Raw genomic sequence first — 24,843 nt, 5'->3', positions numbered from 1 at the left:
TAGGAGGTTTTAGGTTGAAAACAAACGCGACGATTACCATCGAAGGCAGCCAAGCCAGCGGGCACAAGGTAAATCCTTATCTGTTCGGACATTTCGTAGAGGACATTCGCGACCATATGGAAGCGATGCTCGCCTATCCGCTGAAGGACATGGATTTTGAAAGTGAGGCTGAAGGAAGGGGCTCCGTATCCGGGTGCTGGAATGCTTACACAAATGGACGGAATACGAGGTATGCGCTGGAAGCACCGGCCCCGAAGCATTCGGGCCGCGCATTGCGCATCCGTATCCTGAGTGACGACGAAGCATATGTCGGGATTGCCCAGCCGGCCGCACTGAAGGGCCCAATGGAATATAAGGTTCAGTTCGTGGCACGGGCATCGGTCGGGCTTCAGCACGTGGTCATTGAAGCAGTGGACCGGCGCACAGAAGAGCGGCTTGGCCATGCGCGCATCGAACTTGTCAGCCACAACTGGCAGGAATACAGGACGGAGCTATTCGTCTATCGCACTTGTGCCGACGCTGAAGTCCGGTTGTATGTGCCAGCCAGTCACCCAAGGTGGGCCGATCATGTATCCACCGGCATGTTCTGGCTTGATCACGTATCCCTGATACCTGCGGATAACATTGGCCTGGTGAAGCGCGAAGTGCTCGAGATGACGCAAGCGCTAAACGCAGGCATGATGAGACTTGCCGGGAATTACATCAGTGCTTACCACTTTGAGCATGGTGTCGGTCCAGTGCTGGAGCGGCCTGTCATGTACAACGAAGCGTGGAGCGGATGGACATGTAAATATTTCGGTACGGACGAGTTCATCAGCTTCTGCCGGGAGTTGCAGGTGGAGCCGCTCATCTGCGTGAACGACGGGTCGGGAACACCCGAGGAAGCCGCGCGCTGGGTGGAATACTGCAACGGGAGCACCGACACCCCGATGGGAGCAAGGCGGGCGGCCAATGGTTTCCCGGAGCCGTACAACGTAAAGTATTGGGAGATCGGCAACGAAGTATGGGGTGCTTGGCAGGTTGGCGCTTGTTCTGCAGACCGATTCGCGGAACGGTGCGTTTCCTTTGCGGAAGCCATGAAAGCGGCGGATCCTTCCCTTGTGATTCTTGCCTGCGGGCACACTGATCAGGCGTGGAACCGGACAGTGCTGGATATTGCGGGCAATCATATCGATTATTTGACCCTGCATTTGTACCATGGCTACGGACGGTTCGGTTTGGAACGGGATTCGCCGGCGGAAGAGCGTTACAAGGCGATGGCCACCTTCCCGGAGTGGACTCGTGACAGCATCCGGCAGACGGTGGAGCAGATCTTTGCTAATGCGGAGCATCGCCATATAAAGCTGGCCATTACCGAATACAACACGATGTACTATCCGAATACCGTGCGCAAGGGGTTGCCGGATGAACACACCCTGGGGGCCGCAGTCGCCAATGCTGCCAATCTGAATGAAATGCTGCGCCTAAGTGATATGGTACATATCGGCAGCTTCTCTGACCTGGTGAACGGCTGGCTCGGGGGCTGCATTCGTGTGGGCGACTATTATGCCGACCAATATTGCGGAAAAACGCCTGGCTGGAGCGGCCACTCCCTCACAGTATACGGAACGCCGAGCTATGAAGTGCTGAAGCTGTATGCAGGCCGTGACATCGCGCGGATGCTTCCCGCCGAATCCGTTTGCGGTACCTTCTCCGTGCATTCGAACAAGCCGGCTCCCTTTGGGCTGGACGCCCTCCCGGATTTGGACGTAACGGCTTGCATTAATGAGGCAGGAAGCCTCATCACCGTGTTCATCGTTAACCGCAGCCTCCGGGAAGTAAAGACCGAGCTGAAGCTGCGTGGGTTTGAGCCCTCCGAAGAGACGCTGCTGTACGAGATTACAGGCGATTCCATCGACGAGATTAATAACGTCTTTGCACCAAATCGCATCAGTTGCAAGGCCAGCCCGGTTCCGACTAGTGCGTTGTTCAGCGGTTACCCGCTGCGCCCGTCTTCAGTCTATGCGATTGAGATCAAAGCTGCACTGAAGACAGAAGGACAATTAGCAGGGGGAGAAGAATGACAACCAGAGCGTATAGGAAAGATTACCCCAGACCCCAATTTGTTCGGGAGCACTGGCTGAATTTGAATGGCGAATGGGACTTTCGCTTCGATGACAACAATACGGGAGAGCTGCAGAAATGGCCGGAACAGTTCGCGGGTACCCGGAAGATCACAGTTCCTTTTACTTACGAGACACCAAGCAGCGGGATCGGAGAGGAAGTATTCCATCCGCGGGTCTGGTATAGTACATCGGTTCCGATTCCAAAAGAGGCCGAAGGCAAGCAGGTGATATTGCATTTTCAGGCGGTCGATTATATCGCTAAGGTATGGATAAACGGTATCATGGCAGGGAGCCATCAAGGGGGCTATGCGGCCTTTTCCTTTGATATTACCCCCTATTTGGTGTTCGGGGCCGACAACCGGATCACGGTGAAAGCGGAGGACAGCAACGATTGTACTCAGCCACGGGGTAAGCAGCGGTGGACCAAGGACAGCTTCGAATGCTTCTATGTCCAGACGACCGGCATCTGGCAGACAGTATGGCTGGAATTCGTGGAGGAGAGCCGCTTGGACGCAGTCAAAATTACGCCGGATATCGACAGCAATAGAGTCCGTTTCGACTATCGGGTGCATGGATTGACAGCGGGCCGGGATTTAAGGATGGAAGCGACAGTGACGCTGAAGGGTAATCCGGTGAAGCGGATTGCCCTGACGATTGACCGTCCAGACCTGTCGGTGGAATTCGATTTAGTACATGAGACGAACGGGCCATGGAAAAAACGCCTTTGGTCGCCGCAGCATCCGAATTTGTACGACGTAGAATTTGTGCTATATGCAGAAGACCGGGTCGTCGACCGCGTATTTTCCTATTTTGGAATGAGAAAGGTGTCGATTGAGAACGGTCAAGTACTTCTGAATAACTCCCCCATCTACCAGAGGCTGATTTTGGATCAGGGATATTGGAAAGAAAGCCATCTGACGCCGCCGAGTGAGGAGGCGCTCATTGCCGACATCGATCATATACTTGCGATGGGTTACAACGGCGTCCGCAAGCATATGAAGATCGAAGATGCCCGCTTTCTTTATTGGTGTGATGTGAAGGGACTGCTGGTCTGGTCGGAGATGGCTGCCACCTTCGAGTTTCAGGACCGCGCAGTTGAGGTGTTTACGAAAGAATGGATAGAGATCGTTCATCAGCAGTACAACCATCCTAGTATTATCACCTGGGTGCCGTTTAACGAATCGTGGGGGGTTCCGAACATTCAGCGTGACCTGAAGCAGCAAAAGTTTACCGAGGGTATTTACCACCTCACCAAAGCCATTGATCCATACCGTCCGGTTATTACGAACGACGGCTGGGAGCATACCGTTTCGGACATTTTGACGCTGCATGATTATGTAGAGAATGGATACGGCTTCCTCCAGCGGTATGCCAATAACAAAGAGGCGATTGTCAACGGAACTGCCGCTTGTAACCACTGGAAATATGCCTTGGCCAAGGGATACGCTTACCGGGGGCAGCCGGTCATTATCAGCGAATTCGGGGGAATCGCCTACCGGTCGGACAAAGGCTGGGGCTACGGCCAGCAAGTCGCATCTGACGAGGAATTCCTCACACGTTTCGAGAGTCTCGTCCAGGCGATCAAGAGCATCGATTATATTTGCGGATACTGCTATACGCAGCTTGCCGATGTACAGCAGGAAATTAACGGCCTTCTGACGGAAGACCGCATACCCAAAATCCCGTTGGCGCAGATTAAGGAAATCAATTTAACTTGAACTTATGAAAGGCTCATGGTTCACAACGCGGTTTAAGCTAAGAAACCGCCTTTACTTTAGGTGCATTTCAATTAATAATCGCGTGCGGCATCGAACCAGCCTTGGGCCATCTCCTCCGGTATGGACTGGCCAATTTGGTGATTGGATTGGCTGAGCTGCCATACGGCTTCGCCAAGGTCTTCTCTTTCAGTGGTTTCAATTCCTTTGAGGATATTGAAGCGAACGGTAAAAGCGGTGATAGCAGCCTCAGCATCGGCCAAGCTGCGCGCCTCGGCCAAGGCTGCTTCTGCAGCGTTGTAAGCTTCGTTGGCCGGCTTCGCCAGACGTTTTGGCCAGGATAAGAAAGGGCGGCCAAATTCAGTCGTCCACCACTCTGGCTTTCGCAGTAGTTCTTGTAACTACTGTAATTGGCGTTTATCTCAGAATATATTCTCCTCCCCAATCGTTATACTTTGTAAAAACTTCGCAGAAGACTATTTACGTACCTTTCTGACCGGAGTGTGACCCAACTCACTCCTATAGCTATCATGCTGTAAATAGGCTCCTGCGAGTTTTTCTTTAAAAAACTTGCCCCTACTTATGATACGGTTCACCATGCTGAATCTTAAACGCCGGTACGTATGGAGACAGCCGTTTCAGATACTCCTGAATGCTGCATCTAATCTTTCAGTTCGGATAGAAATGGGTACGCAATATCGAGTGAGTAAACTCTTCAGCCCTTATAAGGAGTATTCACCCGAACGGGCCAAAACGTTACTTCGACTCATACTGAGCCGTTTTTAGACCGACCGGCTGCGGCTTCTTTTTCCCCTGGTATACCTCCTGCACAATGTACAGCGGGCGCCCTTTGGACTCGTCATAGATGCGGCCGACGTACTCCCCCAGAATGCCGAGCATCAACAGCACGAAGCCGTTGAAGGTCAGTGTAATGCCGATGACCGAAGCCCAGCCCTTGACAACCGAGTCGGTAAAAATCGCCAGATAGAGTACGTACAGCAGGTACAGAAACCCCGACGCCGACAGCAAAGCGCCAAGCAGCCCGGCCAGCTTGAGCGGCTTGTATGAAAAAGAAGTAATTCCGTCCAGCGACAGCTTGATCATCCGCTTCAGTGGATATTTCGTCTCGCCCGCCAGCCGCTCGTCACGTTCATATTCGATCGCCTTCTGGCGGAAGCCCACCCAGCTGACCAGCCCCCGCACGAACCGGTTTTTTTCCGGCAATCGCTTCAGCTCATCGCATACCTTGCGGTCGATCAGACGAAAATCCCCCGTATCCACCGGAATGTTGATATCAGTCGAATAGGCGAGCACCCGGTAGAACAGGCTTGCCGTCCATTTTTTGAAGAACGTCTCGCCGTTCCGCTTCACCCGTTTGGCATACACCACCTCATAGCCGCTCTTCCACTCCTCGATCATTTGCAAAATCATTTCTGGCGGGTCCTGCAAATCCGCGTCGATAATGATGACCGCATCGCCGAGCGCATAATCCATCCCTGCCGTAATCGCAATCTGGTGGCCGAAGTTTCGGGAGAGGTCGATCAGCTTCACGCTCTCGTCCCAGCAGCCGTACTCCTCAATCATCTGCGCGCAGTTGTCGGCGCTGCCGTCATTGACAAAGATCAGCTCATACGGCTCTTCCGCCCTGTCCATCACTTTTTTGATCCGCCGGTAGGTCTCCTGGATGACCGCTTCCTCGTTGTACATCGGTATAATTACGGAATAACGCACGTTTGCATTCATGAGCAGTTCCTCCTTTGTTAAAAAAGATGGGCAAGCGCACCGGTGTTAATCTTCGGCGCGCCGCCTGTTAAGCCGTCGTTCCTTGACGGTCAGTTCAGTGTAACCTCGTACAGTGTGCCGCTTGCCGTGCCGCTTGTACCCTGCCATTCCGAGGCTGTAATTTCCGTGCCGTTCTCGGTGATCCAAGCCGTCAGACTCGAGTTGCCCTCGCGTCCGCCGCCCATGCCGCCGCCGGATACATAGAAGTATTTGACCTGGCCGCTCTTCACCAGCGCCGCAAGCGTATCGGTCGTATAGACCACATCGGAACCGGAGAAGCCGTTAAGAATGACAACCTTGTTGCCTTCGATGATGTAAGGCCCGCCCGTGCTGTAATTCATCGTGGCGAACAGATATTTTTGACCTGTGTTATGCTCTTTCAGATAGGCCACCAGCGATTCATTGACGCTCTCGCCGCCGTTTCTGTCGAATGCGAACTGGCCGACGACGTCGCTGCGGCTGTCTCCGGCGCCGTCATCGCTTGGGGCGCCCGTGCCGTCCTGGGCGTTAGCGCCGTCCTGGGCCGCGCCGTCCGGTGCCGTTCCGCCGGGTGCGCCGGAACCGTCTTGAGCGCCTGTTCCGCCCTGGGCATTCGCGCCGTCCTGGGCGAATCCGTTCATTGCCATGCCGCCTCTCATCCCGCCGCCCATGCTGTTGCTGTCCGGACCCGCTGCTGTTCAGGCCATAGGTGATCGGCGTGAGCGACCAGTACAGCGGGCTGATCAGAAGCACGAGCAGTCCGGCGGTCGCCGCGAGCCTGGTGATCGGCTTCCCGCCGCCCTTAACCTTAAGCATCACCAGCAGCACGGCAAGAACAATGCCTCCGGCCAGTACTCCGATGGACCAGCCGGCCCCGATGGTTGCTTGGTAGGGATGCAGAATGTACCACTGGAACCCTGCCGTAGCCAGAATCGCCGCCGGCAGCAGCCAGGAGAGCCAGCCCGTCTGTTCACGGTAAAGGCTCCACAGTTTGACGAAGCCCGCTCCGGCCAGCGCCGCAATCGGCGGAGCCATCATAATGAGATAGTATTGATGGAAGAAGCCCGCGATACTGAAAAATCCCGCAACCGGAAGCAGCCAGGCCAGCCAGAATAGGGCCTCCTTGTGCTTATCCGTAAAATGTCTTCTGCGCAGACTGGAGAAGATGCCGATGCAGCCAAAGAGGATGAAGGGAAGCAGCCAGCTGGCCTGTCCCGACAGCTCCGACTGGAACAGCCTTAACGGTCCGGCTGTGCCGGTATTGAACATACCGCCGCCGCCCATGCCGCCCCGGCTGCCTCCCATCTGTCCGAACTCCCGTCTGCCGCCGTCATCCGATCCGTTTCCCGGGAACTGTCCGCGCATTCCTCCATCCTGCCGGCCATCGTCCGCCGAGGCTCCGTCCTGAGTGCCGGACGCTGCGCCTTGAGTGCCCGCGGCGTTCCCATTCGGATTCACCGAGGCCCCCGATGTTCCGTCCACGCCGTCCTGTCCACCGCCCGTGCCGCCGTCCATTCCCGGCATTGCGCCGTTCCATGACGGCACCTCTCCGTTCATGCCCTGCGGGAAGCCTCCGCCGCCTCCATTGCCGCGGTCCCCGGTCAGACGCGATACGCCGTTATACCCAAAGGCCAGCTTCATGACCGAGTTGGTCGTGCTGCTGCCGATAAAAGGGCGCTCGCTGGCGGGAATCGAATCGACGATAACCGCCCAGGAGACGGAGATGACCAGCATAACGGCGGTACATGCGGCCAGCACGCCCGTTTTTTTCTTCCAATTGACCTTATAGGCCAGCCAATAAAAGAGATAGAACGCCGGAACCACCATATACGCCTGCAGCATCTTCTCGTTGAACGCCACGCCGATTAGCGCGAACGCGGCGATCAGGCTGCCGATTCTGCCGCGCCTCGTTCCCTTGAACAAAAACCACGTCGCCAGCAGCAGTGTGAACACGAGCATGGCATCGATATTGTTCGTTCGGCTGACGGCCGCCGCCACAGGCGTAAGCGCCATCGCCAGCGCGCCGAGCCGGGCCGCCGTTTTGCCGAAGGTCGGCTTCACCAGCAGATAGACCAGCAGGACCGATCCCACTCCGGCCAGCGCTTGCGGAAGAATCACGCTCCAGCCCTTAATTCCGAATATCCAGGCGAACAGCGTCTGGATCCAGAACACAACCGGGGGCTTATCCACCGTTACCGACCCCGCCGAGTCCAGCGAAGCGTAGAAGAAATTATGCCAGCTTTGCAGCATGCCTCCTACCGCGCTTGTATAGTACAAATTCACATACTTGTCATTCCAGATCCCGTAGCCGTACAAAAATGCCGCAAGCAGCAATATGGCCAAAAGAACGAGATCGGACCCCATTTTTCTAATTAATCTCATCTTTATCACTCTCCATCCGCTCTTTGTTTCTTACGGCCCGCCGCAAGGCTTGCCGCTTCCTCTTCCGTAATGTATTATGGCATCCCTACCTTAACTCGTAATGAATTCGGGCTGAATGTTTGCTGAAGGAACAGGCCGGCTGCTGGAGAGTCATACCATCCAATCGTTTTCCGCAGCCAAAGGGATAGAGTGAACAGCCAATCATTGTATTCGGTCAACTCGGTCTGTTGGGTCTGTTGGGTCTCTTCAGGTGGTAAGCAGCAGCTAGCATTTCCTGCAAATCTGCAGGTTTTCTAATGAATTTCGTCTGAAAAAAAGAAATGGATGCTATTGTGCAGTTATTTGACGCCTGAACGCCGATATGGGGAGATTGGGTCCGAAATGCCTGCGCTTTAGCAGGTATTGGATTGGGGAGAGATTTTCACGAGAAAATAGATGCACCAATGCAGCAATTTTTCACTACCTTCGGCCGCTGCCAGCCGCTTTAATGGTAAAACAACTGTCCCTCCCTGTTGCCGCTTCAGGGCGAAAGCCGCGTCATACGCGTCATAGCCCTATTAAAAGCAAATAAGCTGCCGCCGGAAAAGTACCGGAAGCAGCTTATGATCCTACCTGAAGCCGGAAACATCCGGGAAGCGTTTCAATTTCCCGAATGCCCGTTTCTCACGAACAGGATTTTCCTTCGTATTATTCTTCTCTCCCCATCGCGGCGAGCTTGTTCACCGTGTTCCAGTTGCGGGATGTGGCGGCCACGCCCATGATTTTTTCCAGGGGAACCTTGAACAGCGGCGAATCGCTCACTTTCGTACTGTAGAGAATGTACATTTCCTTGCCGATGACGCGCAGCTTGTCCTCTCCGTCATCATATGGGCGCAGCCGCTCCATCGCTTCAGCCGTCAGCTCTCCGGCCAAAAAAGAAACGTACAGGCGCTTGAACTCCTCCGGTTCGGTTAGCTCGAACGGACTGTTCGCGATCGCCGCCTCCAGCTCTTCCGCGGTGCGGATGATCACGGAGGCGTCGAAGCCGAAGGTATCCCTGATTCCTTTTTCAATGGATTCCTTAAGAGCCTCTTCCCCCGTTTCCCCGCCGTCGAAAACCACATTTCCGCTCTGGATATAGGTCTTCACGTTCTGAAATCCGAGGGACTGAAGCATCGTCTTCAAATCCTGCATTTTGACGATTTTATTTCCTCCGACGTTAATGCCGCGAATCAGGGCAATATATTTTCCCAAAGGACAGCCTCCTTCATCTTTCGCTTACTCCAGCTCGATGCGGGCAAAATGTTCGACTACAGGAAACGGGTGGTAATAGTGATGAAGCAGCGCCTTCCACTCCGTATACTCCGGGGATTCCCTGAACAAGACCGTATGATCTTCAAGGCTCCGCCAGCGGACGAGCAGCAGGTATTTGTGATCGTCTTCCAGACATTTTTGCAGCTCATGGCCCAAATAGCCTTCTATTGACGAAATAAGAGGCGAAGCCTTCTTGAAGCTGACTTCAAACGCCTCCGTCATTCCCGGCTTTATATGCAGCATTGCCGCTTCCAGTATCATTGTCATCCGCCTCCGATCGCCCGTTAAATTTCCAGGATTAACACTCCTTATGAACCCAGCGCTCCCCGAAAAAATTCATGCACTAAATTATTAACGACAATAAGAACGGCCAAAGACTCGTTGACGCTGCCGACCTCAAGCGAATGATTGGCCTCGTCGATTTTGTACAGAGATACATCCGTTAGCCCGCTGATTCCGGCTGTATCCTCTTCGCTGAACAGCGGATCGCCGCCGCCGTAAATTACGGTGCCGCCCGTGCGTTTTATATAAGGAACCGTCTCCGGCAGTGGCGTCAGGAACAGGCAGTCCAACTTCACGGAGGGATCGTAATTGACCGCCAGTCTGCCCCCGATGACCGTGCCGATGCTTTTGCCGATAAACAGCAGCCGTTCATACCCGGGGACCGACGACAGCGCCCGCCCGCATTCTTCCTCGATAATCCCCATTTCCTCACGCTTCAGATCGACCCGCGCGCTCTGATAACCGTATTCCAGCAGCAGCAGGTCGCATCCGTACTCCAGCGCGGTCTTGCCCGCATAATGCAACAATGGGAGCTCCGCCGGATAATTCCTCCCCGGAAACACAACAGCCAGCGTGTCCGATCCCTGCGAATAGTATTTGTGTCTGACTTCCCGGCCCCAATGTGAGGGCATTGTTATGTACTTCATTACCTTATCCGCCATTTTCCCGGCCGCCTCCCGAAACGAATGATCGTTTAGTCGGGCCTTTCGCCCTGATGCTTCCCATTATACCTTTAATGGATAGGCGTTGGAAATTAACAAGCCTTCACGCCAAAAAAACGGCGCCCGCCGAACAAACAACGGGTTGCCGGTAATCATTATGATATGCTTTTATTGATATAATCGAAGGACATAAACTATTGGAAGGAAGTACGCTCAAAGTGACGCCATTTACCGAAAGAGCCATTCGCATCATGCAATCGATCCCCGAAGGAAGGGTGATGACTTACGGAGGAGTCGCCGCCGCTGCGGGCAGCCCGCGGGGAGCGAGGCAGGTTGTTCGGATTCTGCACTCCATGAGCCGCAGCCACAAGCTTCCCTGGCACCGGATTATCAATGCCAAGGGAAGAATCTCCCTGGAGGAGGGGGAAGAGGGCGCGCTTCAGCGGCTCTATCTTCTGGGCGAGGGCATCGAGTTCGACGACCTCGGAGTTATCGACCTCAAGCGGTTCGGCTACGATCCGGGTCCGCAGGATTAGCGCGGCCACCGCGCACCGCCCCTGCTTCCGCGCGCATTCAGCAGACTGTACAGAGTCATATAGATGACCAGCAGCACAAAGGCGATGAACAGGCTGAAAAAGATGGATTGTCGGTTCACGCTGTCCAGCATCAGTTGATACAGCCGGTGCCTGTCTGTCAGCACATCCCAGCTGTTGAGACGGTATACCCGGCCAAGCAGTACCCCGTACCCTCCGAGAGCGCAGGCGGCCAGCACGAACAGCCAGGACACCACAAGACCGCTCTTGCGCCAAATCACCGTCTGAAATTGGTACAGCGAGAAAAATCCGGTCAGCCACGCGGTCCAAGTGAACAGCAGCAGCATGGTGAGATCATACCAGAACCGGCTCTGGACGACGCCGTTAACAATATAAATACCGCTCCGAATCGTCAAATGAAGCAGATCGGTCATAATATACGGGGCATTGGGGAAAAAGACGAGCCAGGCCGCTCCGAGCGGAAACAGCAGCAGACTGCTGGAATTCCGTTTGTGCAACGCATGCGCCGCCAGCGAGAACAGAAACGGCAGCCAGGCCAAAAACAGATTCCAGATCAAAAACTTGTAGTAATCATCGGTCCGCAGCGAAACTATGCCATACACGGCCAGCGTTGCCAGAGTAAGCCCGGCAAGCAGCAGAAATACTTTCGGATAATTCAGCTCCTTCATCGGTTTGCATTCTCCTTATCAGCGATAATAATGTATATTCCCCCATTGTATAGAAGAAGAAAGGCCCCCGTCCACCCAAAAAGGCCCGGGCGCTGTTCGCCCGGGCGGTTTTCAAGGTTTATCTTCACTTTGCTCCGCCGCCAAACGGTCAGCGGGCGACTTTCGGATTGGAGCGCGCCTTGAAGCCAAGCCGGTTCTGCGCTTCTTCATAACCGGACAAGGCGGCGCATTCCCGGAAGGCGGCATGCCGGCAGCCGATGCACTGCTCCCGGGAAACGGTCTGGAGCGCTTCATTGATGGCCTCCCCCGTATGATCGTAGAACCGGGAAGCGCCGATCCGCTCGTAGAGTCCGGTCTTCCGCAGCAGCTCAAGCGGCTGGGGCTGTATACAGGAGATGAGCAGCTTGCCGCCCGAACTTTCCAAATGCCTAACAAGCTCCGCCAGATTGCTCTCGCCGGTCGTATCCATCAGCGGCACTTTGCTCATCCGCAGGAGAACTACTCTCGGCTGATCCGGCCCGGCGCCGGGCATCGTGTTCTCAAAACGGTACGCCGCCCCGAAGAACAGCGGGCCTTCCACGTTGTAAATGCCGATCTGCGGGCAGTCATGCTCCTCGGAGACCATATGCGGCCCCACTTTAACCGACTCCGGATCGGGCAGCACCTTGGAGACCAGATGAACCTCGCCCATCCGTTTCACGAACAGGATAACGGCCAGCACCAGACCCACTTCCACGGCCGCCGTCAGATCGGCGAAGACCGTAAGCAGAAAGGTAATCAGCAGCACCAGCGAATCTCCCGTCTTCGTCTTGAGCAGATGAAGAAACGCCTTCCGTTCGCTCATATTCCAGGCGACCACCATCAGAATCGGCGACATCGCCGCCAGAGGAATACTGGAAGCATACGGGGCGAACAGCAGCAGAATCAGGAATACCACGACACCGTGAATCACGCCGGACAGCGGGGAAGCGGCCCCGCTCTTGATATTGGTCGCCGTCCGGGCTATCGCGCCGGTCGCCGGAATCCCGCCGAACAGCGGCGCCGCGATGTTGGCGATGCCTTGTCCGATCAGTTCGCGGTTGCTGTCATGCCGACTGCAGCTCATCCCGTCGGCCACGACGGCCGACAGCAGCGACTCAATCGCGCCCAGCATCGCAATCAGGAACGCGGGCCGCAGCAGCGATCCGATCCGATCCCAGGTAATAACCGGGAAGTGGAAGCTTGGCAGCGTGTTCGGGATGTCTCCGTAAGCCGAGCCGATCGTCGTGACCTTGCCGCTGAAGAACAGAGCTGCCGTTACAGTGGCAACGATCAGGCCGATCAGCGAGCCCGGCACCTTCGGGGCGAACCGGACCGCCAGCAGCACCACCGCCAGGCAGATTGCCGCGGTCAGGATGCTGTATAGATTAATCGTCGAAAGATGACGGCCGATCTCGCGCATGTTGTCCACGAACTTCTCATGCCGCTCTATGCCCTTGAGACCAAGGAAGCTGGCGATCTGTCCGGTAAAGATGATGACGGCGATGCCTGCCGTAAATCCGATCGTGACGGGTTTAGGGATGAATTTGATCAGGACGCCGAGCCGGAGCGCACCCATTAAGACAAGAATAATACCGGCCATCATGCCCGCAATGAGCAGATTCTCGTAGCCATACTCCGCCCCAATGGCGAACAGAATCGGGATAAAAGCCCCAGTCGGGCCTCCAATCTGAAACCTCGATCCTCCAAACAGAGAGATCAGAATGCCGGCGACGATCGTCGTGTAAATGCCGTATTCCGGCTTGACGCCCGATGCAATGGCAAAAGCCATTCCCAGAGGAATGGCAATAACGCCGACAATTACGCCGGAAACAAGGTCCTTCCGCAGAGAACTCATGCTGTAGTCCTGAAATCGGCTCCATCCGATCATGTTATAACCTTCTTTTCTTTGAATATCTGATTATTTGAATATATATGACACATTACTCCTGTCTTTTTTCGTTGTCAATCCTAAAAAGCCTCGATCCTCCGCAGCCGCACCGCCTGAGAACGCCTTCAATTTAAACCTTGCGGGAGCCGCAGCATTTATTCGCTGCGGATCTCCTCAAGCAGAGAGATGGCGTTGACCAGGTGGTTATCGAAGATTTGCTTGGCCACAGCCAGCAGATCCTTGATCAGCGGATCACGGAGCGAATAGATGACCGAGGTGCCCTCCTTCACACTGTTCACCACGTTCTTTGCCCGCAGAACGGCGAGCTGCTGCGATACGGCGGAGCCCTCCGAACCCAGAATCGCCTGCATCTCGTTAACGTTCTTCTCCCCTTCGCTTAGCAGTTCCAAAATGCGGATGCGCATCGGATGAGCCAACGCCTTGAAAAACTCGCTTTTAAATTGCTGAATATCACTGTTCATATCGCTTCTGCTCCTTACAGCTTCTTTAATTAAGCATACCCGCGGAAGTAACCGCGCACAAGCCCGGCTTCTCCCACCTCTTCGGCCGCTGAACCGCCGCACGCCGAAATGGAGGGCCCTTCCGGCGCTAGTAAGCGGCCGGATAGATGCGGAGGATTCCGGCCGTAAGCTCCACAGTGCCGCCAATCGCCATAGGCTCGCCGAGGCATTCGAACATAATCAGCGACTCTCCGAGCCGCAGATAGGCCGTTCCGTCCTCCTCGATATCCTCCAGCGTACCGGTCAGAACGTTCTTGCCCGCTTCCATCGAGATCGCCAGCGGCTGCCCGGGCACCGGGACGAGGTCAACCCATTTGATGAAGAGCTCGGGAAGTTCAAATTCGGCCTCGTATTCCTCTCCAAGAACATATGGGGAAGCGCCAAGCCATTGCCCCTTGCCCTCGCCATAGGCCGAGGAGAAATAGACTTCGCCATGGCGCTCTGCGGTGCGGGTTATCGATATTTTCATGTCCCCTACCTCTTTTCTTCCGGTATCTCCTCTTTTTTTACTTCCCTCAGCCGGTTTTGTCAATGTCGGGGCTGTCCCAGAGAAGACAAGCCGGGGCTCCATGTTGCTTTGAGCAACAGGGAAACGTATAGTGCTATACATAAGGAGGTGGACCGCCAAATGAAAGTTTCCCTGCTTCAGCTCGACATCGCCTTCGGCGATCCGGTGGCCAACTACGCTTCAGCGGAGCGCGCCATCCGCCTTGCGGCTGAAAGGCAGCCGGACTGTCTCCTGCTGCCCGAGCTGTGGACGACCGGCTACGACCTGACGCGTCTTGGCGAAATGGCCGATCCCGAAGGAACGGCGGCATTAGCGTTTATCGGCGGCTTGGCCAAAGAATACGGCATCAACATTGTCGCAGGCTCCACCGCCTGGCAGCGCGGGGGCGGCGCAACCAACACCATGTTCGCCGTGAACCGCGAGGGTCTGCCTGTCTTGGAATACAGCAAGCTGCATCTGTTCCGTCTAATGGATGAGCACCTGTATCTCCAGCCGGGCTCGTCCAAAGGCCTGTTCGATCTCGACGGGACTCCCTGCGCCGGCGTTATCTGCTACGATATCCGGTTTCCGGAATGGATACGCGCCCATATGGTTGCCGGTGCCGAGGTGCTGTTCGCCGCCGCCGAATGGCCGCTGCCGCGCCTTGCCCACTGGCGCGCTCTGCTTGTCAGCCGGGCGATTGAGAATCAATGCTATGTTGTCGCCTGCAACCGGGCGGGCTCCGATCCCGCCAATGTTTTTGCCGGGCACTCGATGATTATCGATCCTTGGGGAGAAATTGTCTGCGAAGCGGGCGAAGGGGAAGAAATCGTGTCCGGTGAGCTTGATCTGGCCAAAGTGCGGGAAGCCCGGCGTCAAATTCCGGTATTCGCCGACCGGAGACCCGAGTTGTACACCTGATGGAGCGGCCCTCCGGCCCCAAAAAAATCCTCTCCCGCACCGCGTAAAGCTCCAAGCGCGCGGTGTTTGGCGTCACATGACGGTGGTCAACCACATGCCGCCCCTACAAAGGCAATTCCGTTTCAGCCATAAATTCTCACATGAAAAAACGGCTGCGCCGCCCTGTAAGGGTGCGGTGCAGCCGTTTCTCCTAAGGTCGCTAAACCTCCGTGGAAGCTCTTGTCGGCAGCTGCCGAGAGCTAAAGGGATAGGCCCGCCGTTACACGTTTGCCTGTTCGGCGCTATATACCTTCACGTCCAGCGGCGCGGACAGGAATTCCCCCGCCTTGCCCGCAAATGCTGTGAAATGGCTGGTTGCGTTATGGAACTTCACAGCCTCGGAATCACGCCAGGTTTCGACCATGATGAACACATTCTTTTGCTCCGAATGCTCGTACAATTCATAGGACAGGTTTCCCTCTTCCGCCTGGCTAGCGGCCACCAGCGGCCCCGTCTCGACCAAAAAGGTCTCTCTGCGTTCCGGATTCACATGAAAAACGGCATGAATAATGATCATAATTTCGATTTCCCTCCTTGTCGTGTTCCTCTATATTTTACGCTTCAAATCTAATTATTTCCATTCGGCGATTTTGTCGATCGGCAGTCGAACCGAATTGAAGCCTTCCTCCGCCGCTTTGCCGATGGAGAGAAGCATTACGGGCGCATACCGTTCTTTATCCATACCGAAGACTTCGGAGACCTTGTCCTTTTCATAGCCGCCGATCGCATTCGTATCGTAGCCGTGGGCGCGGGCGACCAGCATAAGCTGCATCGTGGCCAGACCGGCGTCAATCAGCACGGTCTCTTTGTTGACTTGCGGCGGCAGGGTAGCGAAATACTTGGTCAGCCCGGCGATCTGTCTTTCCTTCACTTCAGCCGGCATCCAGCCGCGCTCTACGGCGGTGCCGTAAATCTCTTCGGCGTAGTCGAAACTGTTCAAATCCGCGAAAATGGCAATCACCGCCGCGGAAGTCTCCACCTGCACCTTGTTGAACATGGCGAGCGGGGCCAAGGCCGCCTTACCCTCCGGACTTTCGATCACGAGAAAACGCCAGGGCTGCATGTTGACCGAAGAAGGCGCCAGCGTCGCCTCCGTAAGAATTTGCGTCATTTCCTCTTTACTGATTTTTACGTCAGGGTCGTATTTCCTGATCGATCGGCGTTTTGTAATAATTTCGGTAAAATCGTTGTTAAGAGTTTTGTTCATCAGTAGTTCTCTCCTTTTTATAAAAAAAATCCAAATTCCTGTGCGTTTAATCTCGGAAGCTCTTTCTCTTATATAAATTGTAAAAGATTAATTTTTATATGATTTATGTTACAAGCCGTTCATTCGCCTGCGGGCGATGATGTAAAAAAGAAAGAAGTTGAAACGTTTCTTGGGCCGAAAATCTCTAATTAAGGAGAAAAGGAGGCGGGTTCATGAGTACTACGGCAGATTTGGTCCCTCGCGCCATGCGCGGCGATCCGGACGCTTTTCAAGCGCTCATTCATGCAGAGAAAGAGAAGCTCTACAGAATGGCCTATGTGTACATGAGAAATGAGTCGGATGCGCTGGAGGTTTTTCAGGAGACCGTGTATAAGGCGTTCAAGTCGATATCCTCGCTGCAGGACAGCCGGTATTTTTCCACCTGGCTCACGCGGATTCTGATTAATACAGCCATTTCCTTCTTAAAAAAGAACCGCAAGGTTACCGCCATGAGTCCGGAATCGCTTGAATATATCGAGGATTCGTATCAACTTCAGCTGGAGGATCAGCTCGATCTTCTTGAGGCTGTGGAGACGCTTGAAGAGAAATACAAGACGGTGCTGCTGCTTCGCTACTACAAAGATTACTCGGTTAAACAGATTTCTGAAATTGTGGACTACCCGGAAGGAACAGTAAAGACGAATATTCACCGGGGCCTAGCGATTCTACGAAAAAAGCTGAAAGGAGCCAGCTGCGATGATCCAAGAGATTCATTCCTATAAAAAAGAAATCGACAACATTCCGGTACCCTATGACAAGCTGGACGCAATCATTACAAAGACGGTTCAGGAAGCCGCCGCGAATGGAAAGCCATCCAGACGAAAAAAGATCTTGTACAGAACGGGGGCGGTAGCGGTAGCTTTTGGCCTTTTGCTTGGTTCAGCGGCCTTGTCTCCGGCAATGGCAAACCTTGTTTCGCAAATTCCGGTTCTTGGGTCGGTATTCAGCCAGTACGGGGACAGCGGTTTGAAGCGCGTCAGCGACAATGGATTAACTGCCGCGGTTGGTGTAACCAAGATATCCGGCGGCGTCTCGCTTACCATTAACGAGGTGTTCTATGACGGGACACGTTTAAGTATCGGGTACTCGCTGGAAACGGAGAAGCCGATGGGAGAAGCTTATTCCAATTTAAGGCCAGGTCTCACTGTCAACGGAAAAGTGAAGGGTTTCTCCGGCAGCGAAAAACAAACGATAATCACCCCGACCTATCGTACCGGCATTTTGGAAATCGATCCCCCTACGGATCTTCCGGATCAGTTCAAGCTGGGTCTAACCTTCCAAGCCGAAGACAGCAAGCAGTGGGAGTTCTCCATACCCGTAATTGCGCAAGCCGATACCAAACTGGTAACCATTGATCATAAGCAGCAGGCTGGCGGCATCGACCTGGCGGTACCCGAAATAACAACAGGCCCAGCGGGAATACGGCTCACATACAATGCGGTATCCTCGGAAACCGATGATTTAGTCAACTATATATCATTCATTGCTGTCGATGAAACAGGGCATGCACTGGGCAATCACTCTGGTGGAGCCAAGAGCTGGATCAGCGGCGGAAAACAATACTCTACCGGCACCCAACTGTTCGATCCGCTTCCAGCCGGTACAAAAATCTTAACATTCACTCCTCATCTGTCTTTTCCAAGCATGGGCGGCGGGGTTGCGATTGACCGGGACGGCACAGAGACACCGATCGAGTTTACTCCGAAAGCATCGGGAAAAATCAAATTTGACAGTTTCACCGTGATCCTGCCTTAAGCTCCGTGTACATGTAATTCAGGGCATGATAAGCAAATAATGTAAAAACCTGAAATTGTGCATCTTTTGATCGCCTGCGAACAGCTATTGTATTACATGCCTACGAAAATACATGTATTTCCTCGCTCAGCATCAAATTCAGTCAGCACAGCCTCAAATTCCTGCATGATAGCAGGAATTCCTTATGAATAAACACTTTGGGTAAAAAAGGCTGTACTTGGGCTGTTTTGCAGGGCGCTGAACCAAAACTGCAACCAACTGCAATCACCCTGACCCCGTCAATTGATATTGGAGCGATTGTCCGATTCCTGACCAGATCCGATGGAGGAAATGTCGAATAGAACAACAGAAGCCGGCAAGTCATTCGATAACCGAAAGACCTGCTGGCTTCTTAGCATTTGCATATAGGACAGCCGCATATCTATAACGCCGCTCAAACACCTCTCACTGGGCGTACCGCTCGCGCAGCATCTTTGCTGCTTCCAGCACCCTTGGATCGCCGTATCCGAGACTGTAGCCGGTCTCCGCCGCCAGATCGGCAGCCGTGGCCAGCTCCGTGCCCCGGGCGGCAACCGCCTGCCGGACTCCTTCCGCGAACACGGCCGCCGAATCCGGGCCGCCCAGCTCACCCAGTCCGCCGATGGTCTCGGACCGCACCGCGGGATAGTCCAGGCCCGAAGCGCCGCAGACGGCTTCCTCGTAGAAGCGGCGCACCAATTCGCCGCGCTCCCGTCCCGAGCCGCTCACAACGACGAAAGCATGCACAAAGTAGGCATGGCTCTGCCGCCGCTGGGCGATGCCGCAAAATTTCCGGCCCCCGATGGACAGGTCGTAATCGCCGGGGCAGTAAGAGCCTTTGACTTCTCCCGCCGTGATTCGCGCGGCGGCGGAAGGGTGGGAGAAGCCTGCCGCCTCAGCAATCAGGGAGGCCAGAAGGCGGAAATCGCGGTGAAAGTCGAGTGTTCCCCGGCTTTTGGGCAAAATCAGGGATACGTTGACGACTCCGTCATCCAGAGGCACCGCCGCGCCGCCGGAATGTCTGACCGCTGTGCGGACGCCCTTTGCTTCCAGGCTCATCATCGCCCGGCTTGCGCAGGGCAGCCGGCTGTCCCTGAGTCCGAGCGCCACTCCGCCGGGATGGCTCCACAGATGCACCGAAGGAGGCGCAAGCCCCGCGCCGACATCCCGGCACAGCGTTTCTTCAAAGGCAAAGGGGATCAGCATATCGCCGTCCCCCTCTTTTTCCGCAGAGCTGCCGGACAGATGTTCAAAGATCGCCATGCGTCCGGGAAGCGCTCCTGCCGGATTGGGATGATGCTCGTTCAATCCACTTGATGGGCTGATTTCGCTTAAATGGTCCATTGATCATGTATGATGCCTACCAGCATCCACTGCCCGCCTTCCTTGACGAATGCAAGCCGCAGGCTCTGCCAATCCATGCCGGCATACTGCGGATCGAACCCGTCGTAATGGTATTCGACCAAGATAGCATCCGGGTACGCATTCCGCGCATTATTCAGCGAATTGCCGGTGCCGATGGTCTGATTGTAGCCCATTTCCGGCGCGTCCGCAAAGTCGGCGCTGTATATGAATTTATTGTAATACTGCGCAAAGGTCAGCTTTATCGGATCACCTGTACCGTCATAGGCGCCCCAGGTCCGGACGGTTTGATCCGCGCCGACCGCCGCGATTTCGCTCCAGCTCAATACAATGTCCTTCGCGGTGTCTACATGCCCGTACGGCGAGAAGCGAACACCCTTGGAATGGATCATGGAAGAAAGAGTGGTCCAGTCTTTCTTCTTCAGCGCCAGCACCGCCTCTTCGGCGCGGTCCGAAATGGCCGCCTTCGCGCTCACCGGGTCAAGCGGCAGGACAATTTTGGCCGTGCCCGTCCGCACGTTCCAGGTTACCGTCCCGCCCAAGCTCTCTGCCGAGAAGCGCAGCGGAATATACACCCGGCCGCTGCGGATTTCGGCCGGAGCATCCAGAAGGACGGTTCCTCCGTCCCTCACCGCCCGGCTGCTGCCGGCCGTGATTTTGGCCAGGTACGGAGCTTTCCGGATCGTCGCCGTGCGGGTCGCCGCATCCCAGGACAGCTGCGCTCCCATCCCTGCCGCCATTTCTCGAAGGGGGACCATCACTCTTCCTTGCTTGACATAAGCCTGAGACTGAAGCTTCAGAGTTGCCCCATTGATTGTCACGGACACCGTTCTGGCCGGGACAGCAGCCTGTGCGGAGTGCGTGCCGCCAGAACCCAATCCCGTAATCGTAGCGGTTAGACCGAGGCCGATCCAGACCGCCGCTATTTTTTTAAACATCTGTCTCACCCTTTCACCGGATATATTTGTAATGTGACTATAATCACGCTATTCTAAAATTAAGACGCTCTGAATACACAAAAGGTTACACACCATTTATTACCGCTATGCTACATCTTCTAAAACACGGTCCCGCAGGTGACTATGAGTTGGGAGTGATAACTAATGTCAACAGGCACGAGAGTCCAAAATTCCGAGGCAAGCCGGTCACAGCAATGGGAGCAAGCCATGTCGGAGTTGTACAGAAGCTATCTGAATTACGGAAAAGAGGCGCTGAAGGATTTTGACGACGAGGCTGTTCATCAGGCGCGGGTGAGCAGCCGCAAGCTGATCACGCTGCTGTCCATTCTCGATCCCGAGGATGCCTCAAGTCTCCGCGCGGTGTTCAAGCGCTCCCAGAAGCGTCTGGGCAAGGTAAGGGATGCCGACGTGCTCATCCAGTCCTTCAAGAAGCGGCGGAAGGAAGCGAGGCTCGAAGGCGATAAGAAGACCGCCAAGCTGCTGGAAGCGGTCATTCTGCATCAAAAAGAGAGGCGCAAACGGCAGCGCGGGAAATTGGCCGACGAGCTGCCCGGGCTGCTGGAAGGCGAGCCCGGCGGCAAATGGAATGAATTTGTAAAAGAACGTCTGCCCGCCCTCGTTTCCGATCAGGATGTCAATGTCGCGATGCGCGAGCTTGAAGTCGCTTTCGAGCAGCAGAAGAAACAGTGCAAGGAACTGTTCAAACAGGAGAACCCGGCATCCCGGGAGGCGCTGGACGAACTGCACAAGCTGAGGCTGCTGGCCAAGCGTATCCGTTACACCGCAAGCGCGGCGTCCTTCTCGCTGGACCGGAAGTTTCACGCGAATGAAACGATATATAAAGACATCCAGTCGGAACTCGGTGAAATCACCGACAAACGCATGTGGCTGGAGAAGCTGGAGAACATCGGCCGCAAGGAACTGGGCGCCAGCCGCAATACGTGGAATTCCTTCTTAGATAAGCTTCAAGCCGAACTGACGGACGCGCTTCGCCGGAACACCGTCGTCGACGTGCCGGAAGCCCAAAGTCAAACCGCCGCCGTACAGGAATGAGCAGGAATGAGCGCCGGTATTGGCCATGCCCCCCTCATAATCTTAAGCAGAAAAAGCTCCGGCTCTTGCGGCTCCAGCCGGACAGACGAAGCGGAATTATTCCCTCTTATTTTTTAATAATGAGGCCTGGAACAAGTACAGGGTGGAAAAACTCCCTTTTAATCCGGCTCATCAGCCGGAAATGCTAAAAAACCCGCCAATAAGCGGGAGGTTTTCCTACTTATTGGCTGAAATGCCGGTTTTCAGGAAAATGCAAGGGAGGTTTTCCCGTTCATCGCTCATCCTTCATCGTTCTTCGTTTACGCAAGTTCCGGCCTTGAGCAAGCATAATCGTTCGTTCAAGCCCTCACAGGATCTGGGTACCGTAAAGGCCACTCTTGGTCAATGAAAGGATAGAAAACTTAAGCCGCCGCGTGAACTCTCCCCCACTTAGCTTACGCATGAAGTGGGGGATTCTGTTGGCATCGATACAGGGTTCAATTCCGAGGAGGGGCGTTACAGTCACTTATCCAAGCCAGGTCAAGCCAAAGCGACCTTCACCGTTCCAATACCGGTGAAAGGTCGCTTGTTTGCATTGACGCTATTTCACAGGGGTGACCCCCTTGCCTGAGCAGGCCCTTTGATCTGCGCCGCTCTATCAGGTGTTATCGACGGATTAGTGCTTACGCAAGATGCCGGCTGAGCACACCGGTATAGACGGATTTCGGACTTAGTCCGACCAGCTTCTCCACCGGCTCACCGCCCTTGTACACAATTACGGTCGGCATGCTCATGACGCCGGCTTCCTCGGCAAGCTCGGGCAGCTCGTCGCAGTCTATCTTTACAACGGTCACCGCGTCTCCGTAATCCCGGTCCAGGTCCTCCAGTATGGGCAGCAGATTTCTGCAGGGCGGGCACCAGGCTGCGCCGTAGTCTGCAAGCACAATGCCGCCGCCCTCCACCGCTTCCCGCAGAACCTCGGGTGTTTCCGCATGTTTAATCGCCATTTTGAATCATTCCTCTCCTGATTTAGCTTGGAAGTCCGCACCGGTCAATTCCCGCTCCCGGCGGATGGAAGCCATTCTTTCCTCCAAATTAAGCTTGATCTGCGTCAACTGGTGCAGCTGGCGCTCAATCTCCTCCAGCTTGGATTCATACAGCGGCATCACCTCCGCGCAGAACGCCTCTTTGTTCTTCAGCACGCAGTGCAAAAAGCCCGCGATCTGCTCTGTCGTCAGTCCCAAATTCAAATACAGCTTGATCGTTTCCACCGTCTCCGCGGCAAGCGGAGAGTATTCGCGGTAACCGTTGGCCAGACGGACCGGCGAAATCAAACCTTGTGACTCGTAGTATCGAAGCGACCGGACGCTGACGCCCGTCAATTTGGCAAGCTCGCCTATTTTCATAGCATTTCTCTCCGGATTTGAGAATGTTTACATTCATTATAGACCCTGACACCAGTGTTAAGGTCAACTCCTTTTTCGCCTGAAGGCTCTTCGGGTCGTTACATAACGGGTTTCCATCCAAACGACGGATATTGTCAATTTGACAAAATCGCCCTCCCCTCATATACTTGTTATAACAACTATTATGGAAAGAAGAGATTGCCTTTGGAAAAGGACCGCCTGTGGAACCGTCATTTTTTGACCATATGCCTCAGCAGCTTTTTTATTTTTATGACCTTTTATATTTTGACGGTGACGCTGCCCGCTTTCGTTCTGGAAAATTTGCACGGAAGCAAGCAAAATATTGGACTGGTGACCACCGTGTTCGTCATCGCCTCCGTTATATTCCGGCCGCTGGCTGGTCGATGGCTCGACGAGGTCAACCGCAAGGCGCTAGTGGTCGGCTCGCTCCTGCTGTTTACGGGCTGCTCCTTGCTGTACCTGTTCATTCACAGCTATGCCGCTCTGCTGCTGCTTCGTTTTATCCACGGCATCTCCTTCGGGATCGGGGCGACCGCCACCTCGGCCATCGTGCTTGATGTCATTCCGGAACGCCGCAAGGGCGAAGGCATCGGCTATTTCAGCCTGTTCATGAGCCTCGCGATGGTTATGGGCCCGTTTATCGGTCTCACGATCACTGCGCACGCCGGCTTCCGCCTGCTGTTCGTTACCATCAGCGTATTTGCGCTGCTCGCCTGTCTCTGCGGCATTTTGACTCCCGTTCCTTCCCATACGCCCCGGCCGCATACGCTCGGCAATTGGAACATCAGGCGGTATATCGAGCCCAAATCCGTGCCGGTGTCCTTGTCCGGATTTGTTCTGGCTTTTTCGTACGGATCACTGTCGACGTTTATCTCCGTCTATGCCAAGTCGATCGGCCTCGGCGCCGTCGCAAGTTACTTTTTCATCGTATTCGCGGCCCTGGTGCTTATTTCCCGGCCCTTTACCGGCCGTCTGTTCGACCGCAGAGGAGCCCATGTCCTCGTCTATCCAGGCATCCTCTTGTTCATTGCGGGCATGATCTGGCTCAGCCGGGTATCCTCCGTTCCGGAATTTCTGGCCACGGCGGGGCTGATCGGACTGGGCTACGGCGCCATTCTTCCAAGCTTTCAGACCCTGGCTATCCAGGCGGCTCCCATTCACCGGCGGGCGCTTGCCACCGGGACCTATTTCGTGCTGTTCGATCTCGGCTTCGGCCTCGGTTCTTATATTTTGGGCATCATCGCAGCCCATACGGATTACCGGACGATGTATCTCTGGGCCGGAACGATTTCGGTTTTGGCGCTGATTCTCTATTACTTCCTTCATCACCGGTCGCGGAAAACAGAGCTGAAAACGCTCCAGCCGGACGAACCGGCGCCAAGCGTCCGGACTATATACGGCGCGGACCAACAGGCGTAACCGACCCTAGCGGCGGGAGTGCTGAACCCAAAAAGCCGCGGAAATACAGGGGAAGCCGCTTCATTTCAAGAAGCGTCTTGCTGCATTCAGGGAGGAGACGAAATGGAATTTCTCCTGTTTATTCACATGAAAACAACCCTCTGGCAGCACTAAACGGGAATTTCTCCTGTTTAATCTGCCGGTTTTGCCTGAAATGAAGCAGAATTGTCCAATAAGCAGGAGTTTTTCCCTTTTGTAGGCAAGAAATCGATTTTTGAGAGGAATAAACCGGAGGTTTTCCCGTTCATCCAAAGGTAATGTACAAAACCTTCCCGAAGGAAGGTTTA

22 protein-coding genes and 2 pseudogenes are annotated in these 24,843 nt (G+C 54.7%); 8 read left to right on the top strand and 16 right to left on the bottom strand.

Features of this window, described 5'->3' with window-relative positions:
* Window positions 1–14 precede the first annotated feature (14 nt).
* Both PUR_RS02925 and PUR_RS02920 read left to right on the top strand, forming a co-directional pair.
* On the top strand, window positions 15–2,063 hold the full coding sequence (locus PUR_RS02925; protein WP_179033950.1) for an alpha-L-arabinofuranosidase C-terminal domain-containing protein: 2,049 nt from the start codon (window positions 15–17) through the stop codon (window positions 2,061–2,063).
* A complete protein-coding gene (locus PUR_RS02920) occupies window positions 2,060–3,823 on the top strand; it encodes a glycoside hydrolase family 2 protein (protein WP_179033949.1) in 1,764 nt (587 codons plus the stop codon). The genes PUR_RS02925 and PUR_RS02920 overlap by 4 nt, the downstream gene beginning before the upstream one ends.
* A gap of 71 nt (window positions 3,824–3,894) precedes the next feature.
* On the opposite strand, the pseudogene PUR_RS02915 reads toward PUR_RS02920, so the two are convergent.
* The 6 genes and pseudogenes from PUR_RS02915 to PUR_RS02890 all read right to left on the bottom strand — a co-directional run.
* Window positions 3,895–4,209, bottom strand: a pseudogene (locus PUR_RS02915) (hypothetical protein); the annotation flags it as partial.
* Window positions 4,210–4,576: 367 nt separating this feature from the next.
* On the bottom strand, window positions 4,577–5,563 hold the full coding sequence (locus PUR_RS02910) for a glycosyltransferase family 2 protein (protein WP_179033948.1): 987 nt from the start codon (window positions 5,561–5,563) through the stop codon (window positions 4,577–4,579).
* An 89-nt stretch (window positions 5,564–5,652) separates the two neighbouring features.
* Window positions 5,653–7,963, bottom strand: a pseudogene (locus tag PUR_RS02905) (glycosyltransferase family 39 protein).
* Window positions 7,964–8,650: 687 nt separating this feature from the next.
* Window positions 8,651–9,196 (bottom strand): DUF1697 domain-containing protein, encoded by a 546-nt coding sequence (locus PUR_RS02900; protein ID WP_179033947.1) that lies wholly within the window; start codon window positions 9,194–9,196, stop codon window positions 8,651–8,653.
* 24 nt (window positions 9,197–9,220) lie between these two features.
* Window positions 9,221–9,517 (bottom strand): antibiotic biosynthesis monooxygenase family protein, encoded by a 297-nt coding sequence (locus tag PUR_RS02895; RefSeq protein ID WP_179033946.1) that lies wholly within the window; start codon window positions 9,515–9,517, stop codon window positions 9,221–9,223.
* A 47-nt stretch (window positions 9,518–9,564) separates the two neighbouring features.
* On the bottom strand, window positions 9,565–10,200 hold the full coding sequence (locus tag PUR_RS02890) for an alpha/beta hydrolase (protein WP_232101693.1): 636 nt from the start codon (window positions 10,198–10,200) through the stop codon (window positions 9,565–9,567).
* A gap of 218 nt (window positions 10,201–10,418) precedes the next feature.
* On the opposite strand from PUR_RS02890, the gene PUR_RS02885 reads away from it, so the two are divergent.
* Window positions 10,419–10,736, top strand: a complete 318-nt coding sequence (locus PUR_RS02885; RefSeq protein WP_179033944.1) for an MGMT family protein — start codon at window positions 10,419–10,421, stop codon at window positions 10,734–10,736.
* Here the strand turns inward: PUR_RS02885 and PUR_RS02880 are convergent.
* From PUR_RS02880 to PUR_RS02865, 4 genes are all read right to left on the bottom strand, one after another.
* A complete protein-coding gene (locus tag PUR_RS02880) occupies window positions 10,733–11,422 on the bottom strand; it encodes a DUF1361 domain-containing protein (protein WP_179033943.1) in 690 nt (229 codons plus the stop codon). The genes PUR_RS02885 and PUR_RS02880 overlap by 4 nt on opposite strands.
* 148 nt (window positions 11,423–11,570) lie before the next feature.
* The gene (locus PUR_RS02875) at window positions 11,571–13,331 is read right to left on the bottom strand and encodes a SulP family inorganic anion transporter (protein ID WP_179033942.1); all 1,761 of its coding nucleotides are present in this window, start codon (window positions 13,329–13,331) and stop codon (window positions 11,571–11,573) included.
* Between the two features lie 155 nt (window positions 13,332–13,486).
* A complete protein-coding gene (locus PUR_RS02870; RefSeq protein ID WP_124697130.1) occupies window positions 13,487–13,813 on the bottom strand; it encodes an ArsR/SmtB family transcription factor in 327 nt (108 codons plus the stop codon).
* 127 nt (window positions 13,814–13,940) lie between these two features.
* Complete coding sequence (locus PUR_RS02865) at window positions 13,941–14,321, bottom strand: hypothetical protein (protein WP_179033941.1); 381 nt, start codon at window positions 14,319–14,321, stop codon at window positions 13,941–13,943.
* Between the two features lie 159 nt (window positions 14,322–14,480).
* Between PUR_RS02865 and PUR_RS02860 the strand changes: the two genes are divergently transcribed.
* Window positions 14,481–15,260 (top strand): carbon-nitrogen family hydrolase, encoded by a 780-nt coding sequence (locus PUR_RS02860; RefSeq protein WP_179033940.1) that lies wholly within the window; start codon window positions 14,481–14,483, stop codon window positions 15,258–15,260.
* Between the two features lie 259 nt (window positions 15,261–15,519).
* Here the strand turns inward: PUR_RS02860 and PUR_RS02855 are convergent, their stop codons facing one another.
* Together PUR_RS02855 and PUR_RS02850 are read right to left on the bottom strand one after the other, a co-directional pair.
* Complete coding sequence (locus PUR_RS02855) at window positions 15,520–15,816, bottom strand: putative quinol monooxygenase (RefSeq protein WP_179033939.1); 297 nt, start codon at window positions 15,814–15,816, stop codon at window positions 15,520–15,522.
* 54 nt (window positions 15,817–15,870) lie between these two features.
* Window positions 15,871–16,506: a nitroreductase family protein gene (locus PUR_RS02850; RefSeq protein WP_179033938.1), complete on the bottom strand. Its 636-nt coding sequence runs from the start codon at window positions 16,504–16,506 to the stop codon at window positions 15,871–15,873.
* 212 nt (window positions 16,507–16,718) lie between these two features.
* On the opposite strand from PUR_RS02850, the gene PUR_RS02845 reads away from it, so the two are divergent.
* The gene (locus PUR_RS02845; protein ID WP_179033937.1) at window positions 16,719–17,267 is read left to right on the top strand and encodes a sigma-70 family RNA polymerase sigma factor; all 549 of its coding nucleotides are present in this window, start codon (window positions 16,719–16,721) and stop codon (window positions 17,265–17,267) included.
* Window positions 17,242–18,300 carry a DUF4179 domain-containing protein gene (locus PUR_RS02840; RefSeq protein ID WP_179033936.1) on the top strand — a complete coding sequence of 353 codons (1,059 nt, stop codon included), beginning with the start codon at window positions 17,242–17,244 and terminating at the stop codon, window positions 18,298–18,300. The genes PUR_RS02845 and PUR_RS02840 overlap by 26 nt, the downstream gene beginning before the upstream one ends.
* 444 nt (window positions 18,301–18,744) lie before the next feature.
* Here PUR_RS02840 and PUR_RS02835 read toward each other — a convergent pair whose 3' ends face one another.
* Together PUR_RS02835 and PUR_RS02830 are read right to left on the bottom strand one after the other, a co-directional pair.
* The gene (locus tag PUR_RS02835; RefSeq protein ID WP_179033935.1) at window positions 18,745–19,662 is read right to left on the bottom strand and encodes a lipoate--protein ligase family protein; all 918 of its coding nucleotides are present in this window, start codon (window positions 19,660–19,662) and stop codon (window positions 18,745–18,747) included.
* On the bottom strand, window positions 19,650–20,618 hold the full coding sequence (locus PUR_RS02830; protein WP_179033934.1) for a copper amine oxidase N-terminal domain-containing protein: 969 nt from the start codon (window positions 20,616–20,618) through the stop codon (window positions 19,650–19,652). Before PUR_RS02830 ends, PUR_RS02835 begins: the two co-directional genes overlap by 13 nt.
* Before the next feature lie 165 nt (window positions 20,619–20,783).
* Between PUR_RS02830 and PUR_RS02825 the strand changes: the two genes are divergently transcribed.
* Window positions 20,784–21,692 (top strand): CHAD domain-containing protein, encoded by a 909-nt coding sequence (locus PUR_RS02825; protein WP_179033933.1) that lies wholly within the window; start codon window positions 20,784–20,786, stop codon window positions 21,690–21,692.
* Between the two features lie 662 nt (window positions 21,693–22,354).
* Here PUR_RS02825 and PUR_RS02820 read toward each other — a convergent pair.
* The gene (locus PUR_RS02820) at window positions 22,355–22,678 is read right to left on the bottom strand and encodes a thioredoxin family protein (protein ID WP_179033932.1); all 324 of its coding nucleotides are present in this window, start codon (window positions 22,676–22,678) and stop codon (window positions 22,355–22,357) included.
* Between the two features lie 6 nt (window positions 22,679–22,684).
* Window positions 22,685–23,077, bottom strand: a complete 393-nt coding sequence (locus PUR_RS02815) for a MerR family transcriptional regulator (protein ID WP_179033931.1) — start codon at window positions 23,075–23,077, stop codon at window positions 22,685–22,687.
* Between the two features lie 204 nt (window positions 23,078–23,281).
* On the opposite strand from PUR_RS02815, the gene PUR_RS02810 reads away from it, so the two are divergent.
* Window positions 23,282–24,517, top strand: a complete 1,236-nt coding sequence (locus tag PUR_RS02810) for an MFS transporter (RefSeq protein WP_179033930.1) — start codon at window positions 23,282–23,284, stop codon at window positions 24,515–24,517.
* Window positions 24,518–24,843 lie beyond the last annotated feature (326 nt).

Origin of the sequence: Paenibacillus sp. URB8-2 (genome assembly GCF_013393385.1) — a bacterium.
Lineage (GTDB): Bacteria > Bacillota > Bacilli > Paenibacillales > Paenibacillaceae > Paenibacillus_AQ.
The sequence above is the reverse complement of the archived record's forward strand: the minus strand, read 5'-3'. Positions and strand labels throughout refer to the sequence as shown.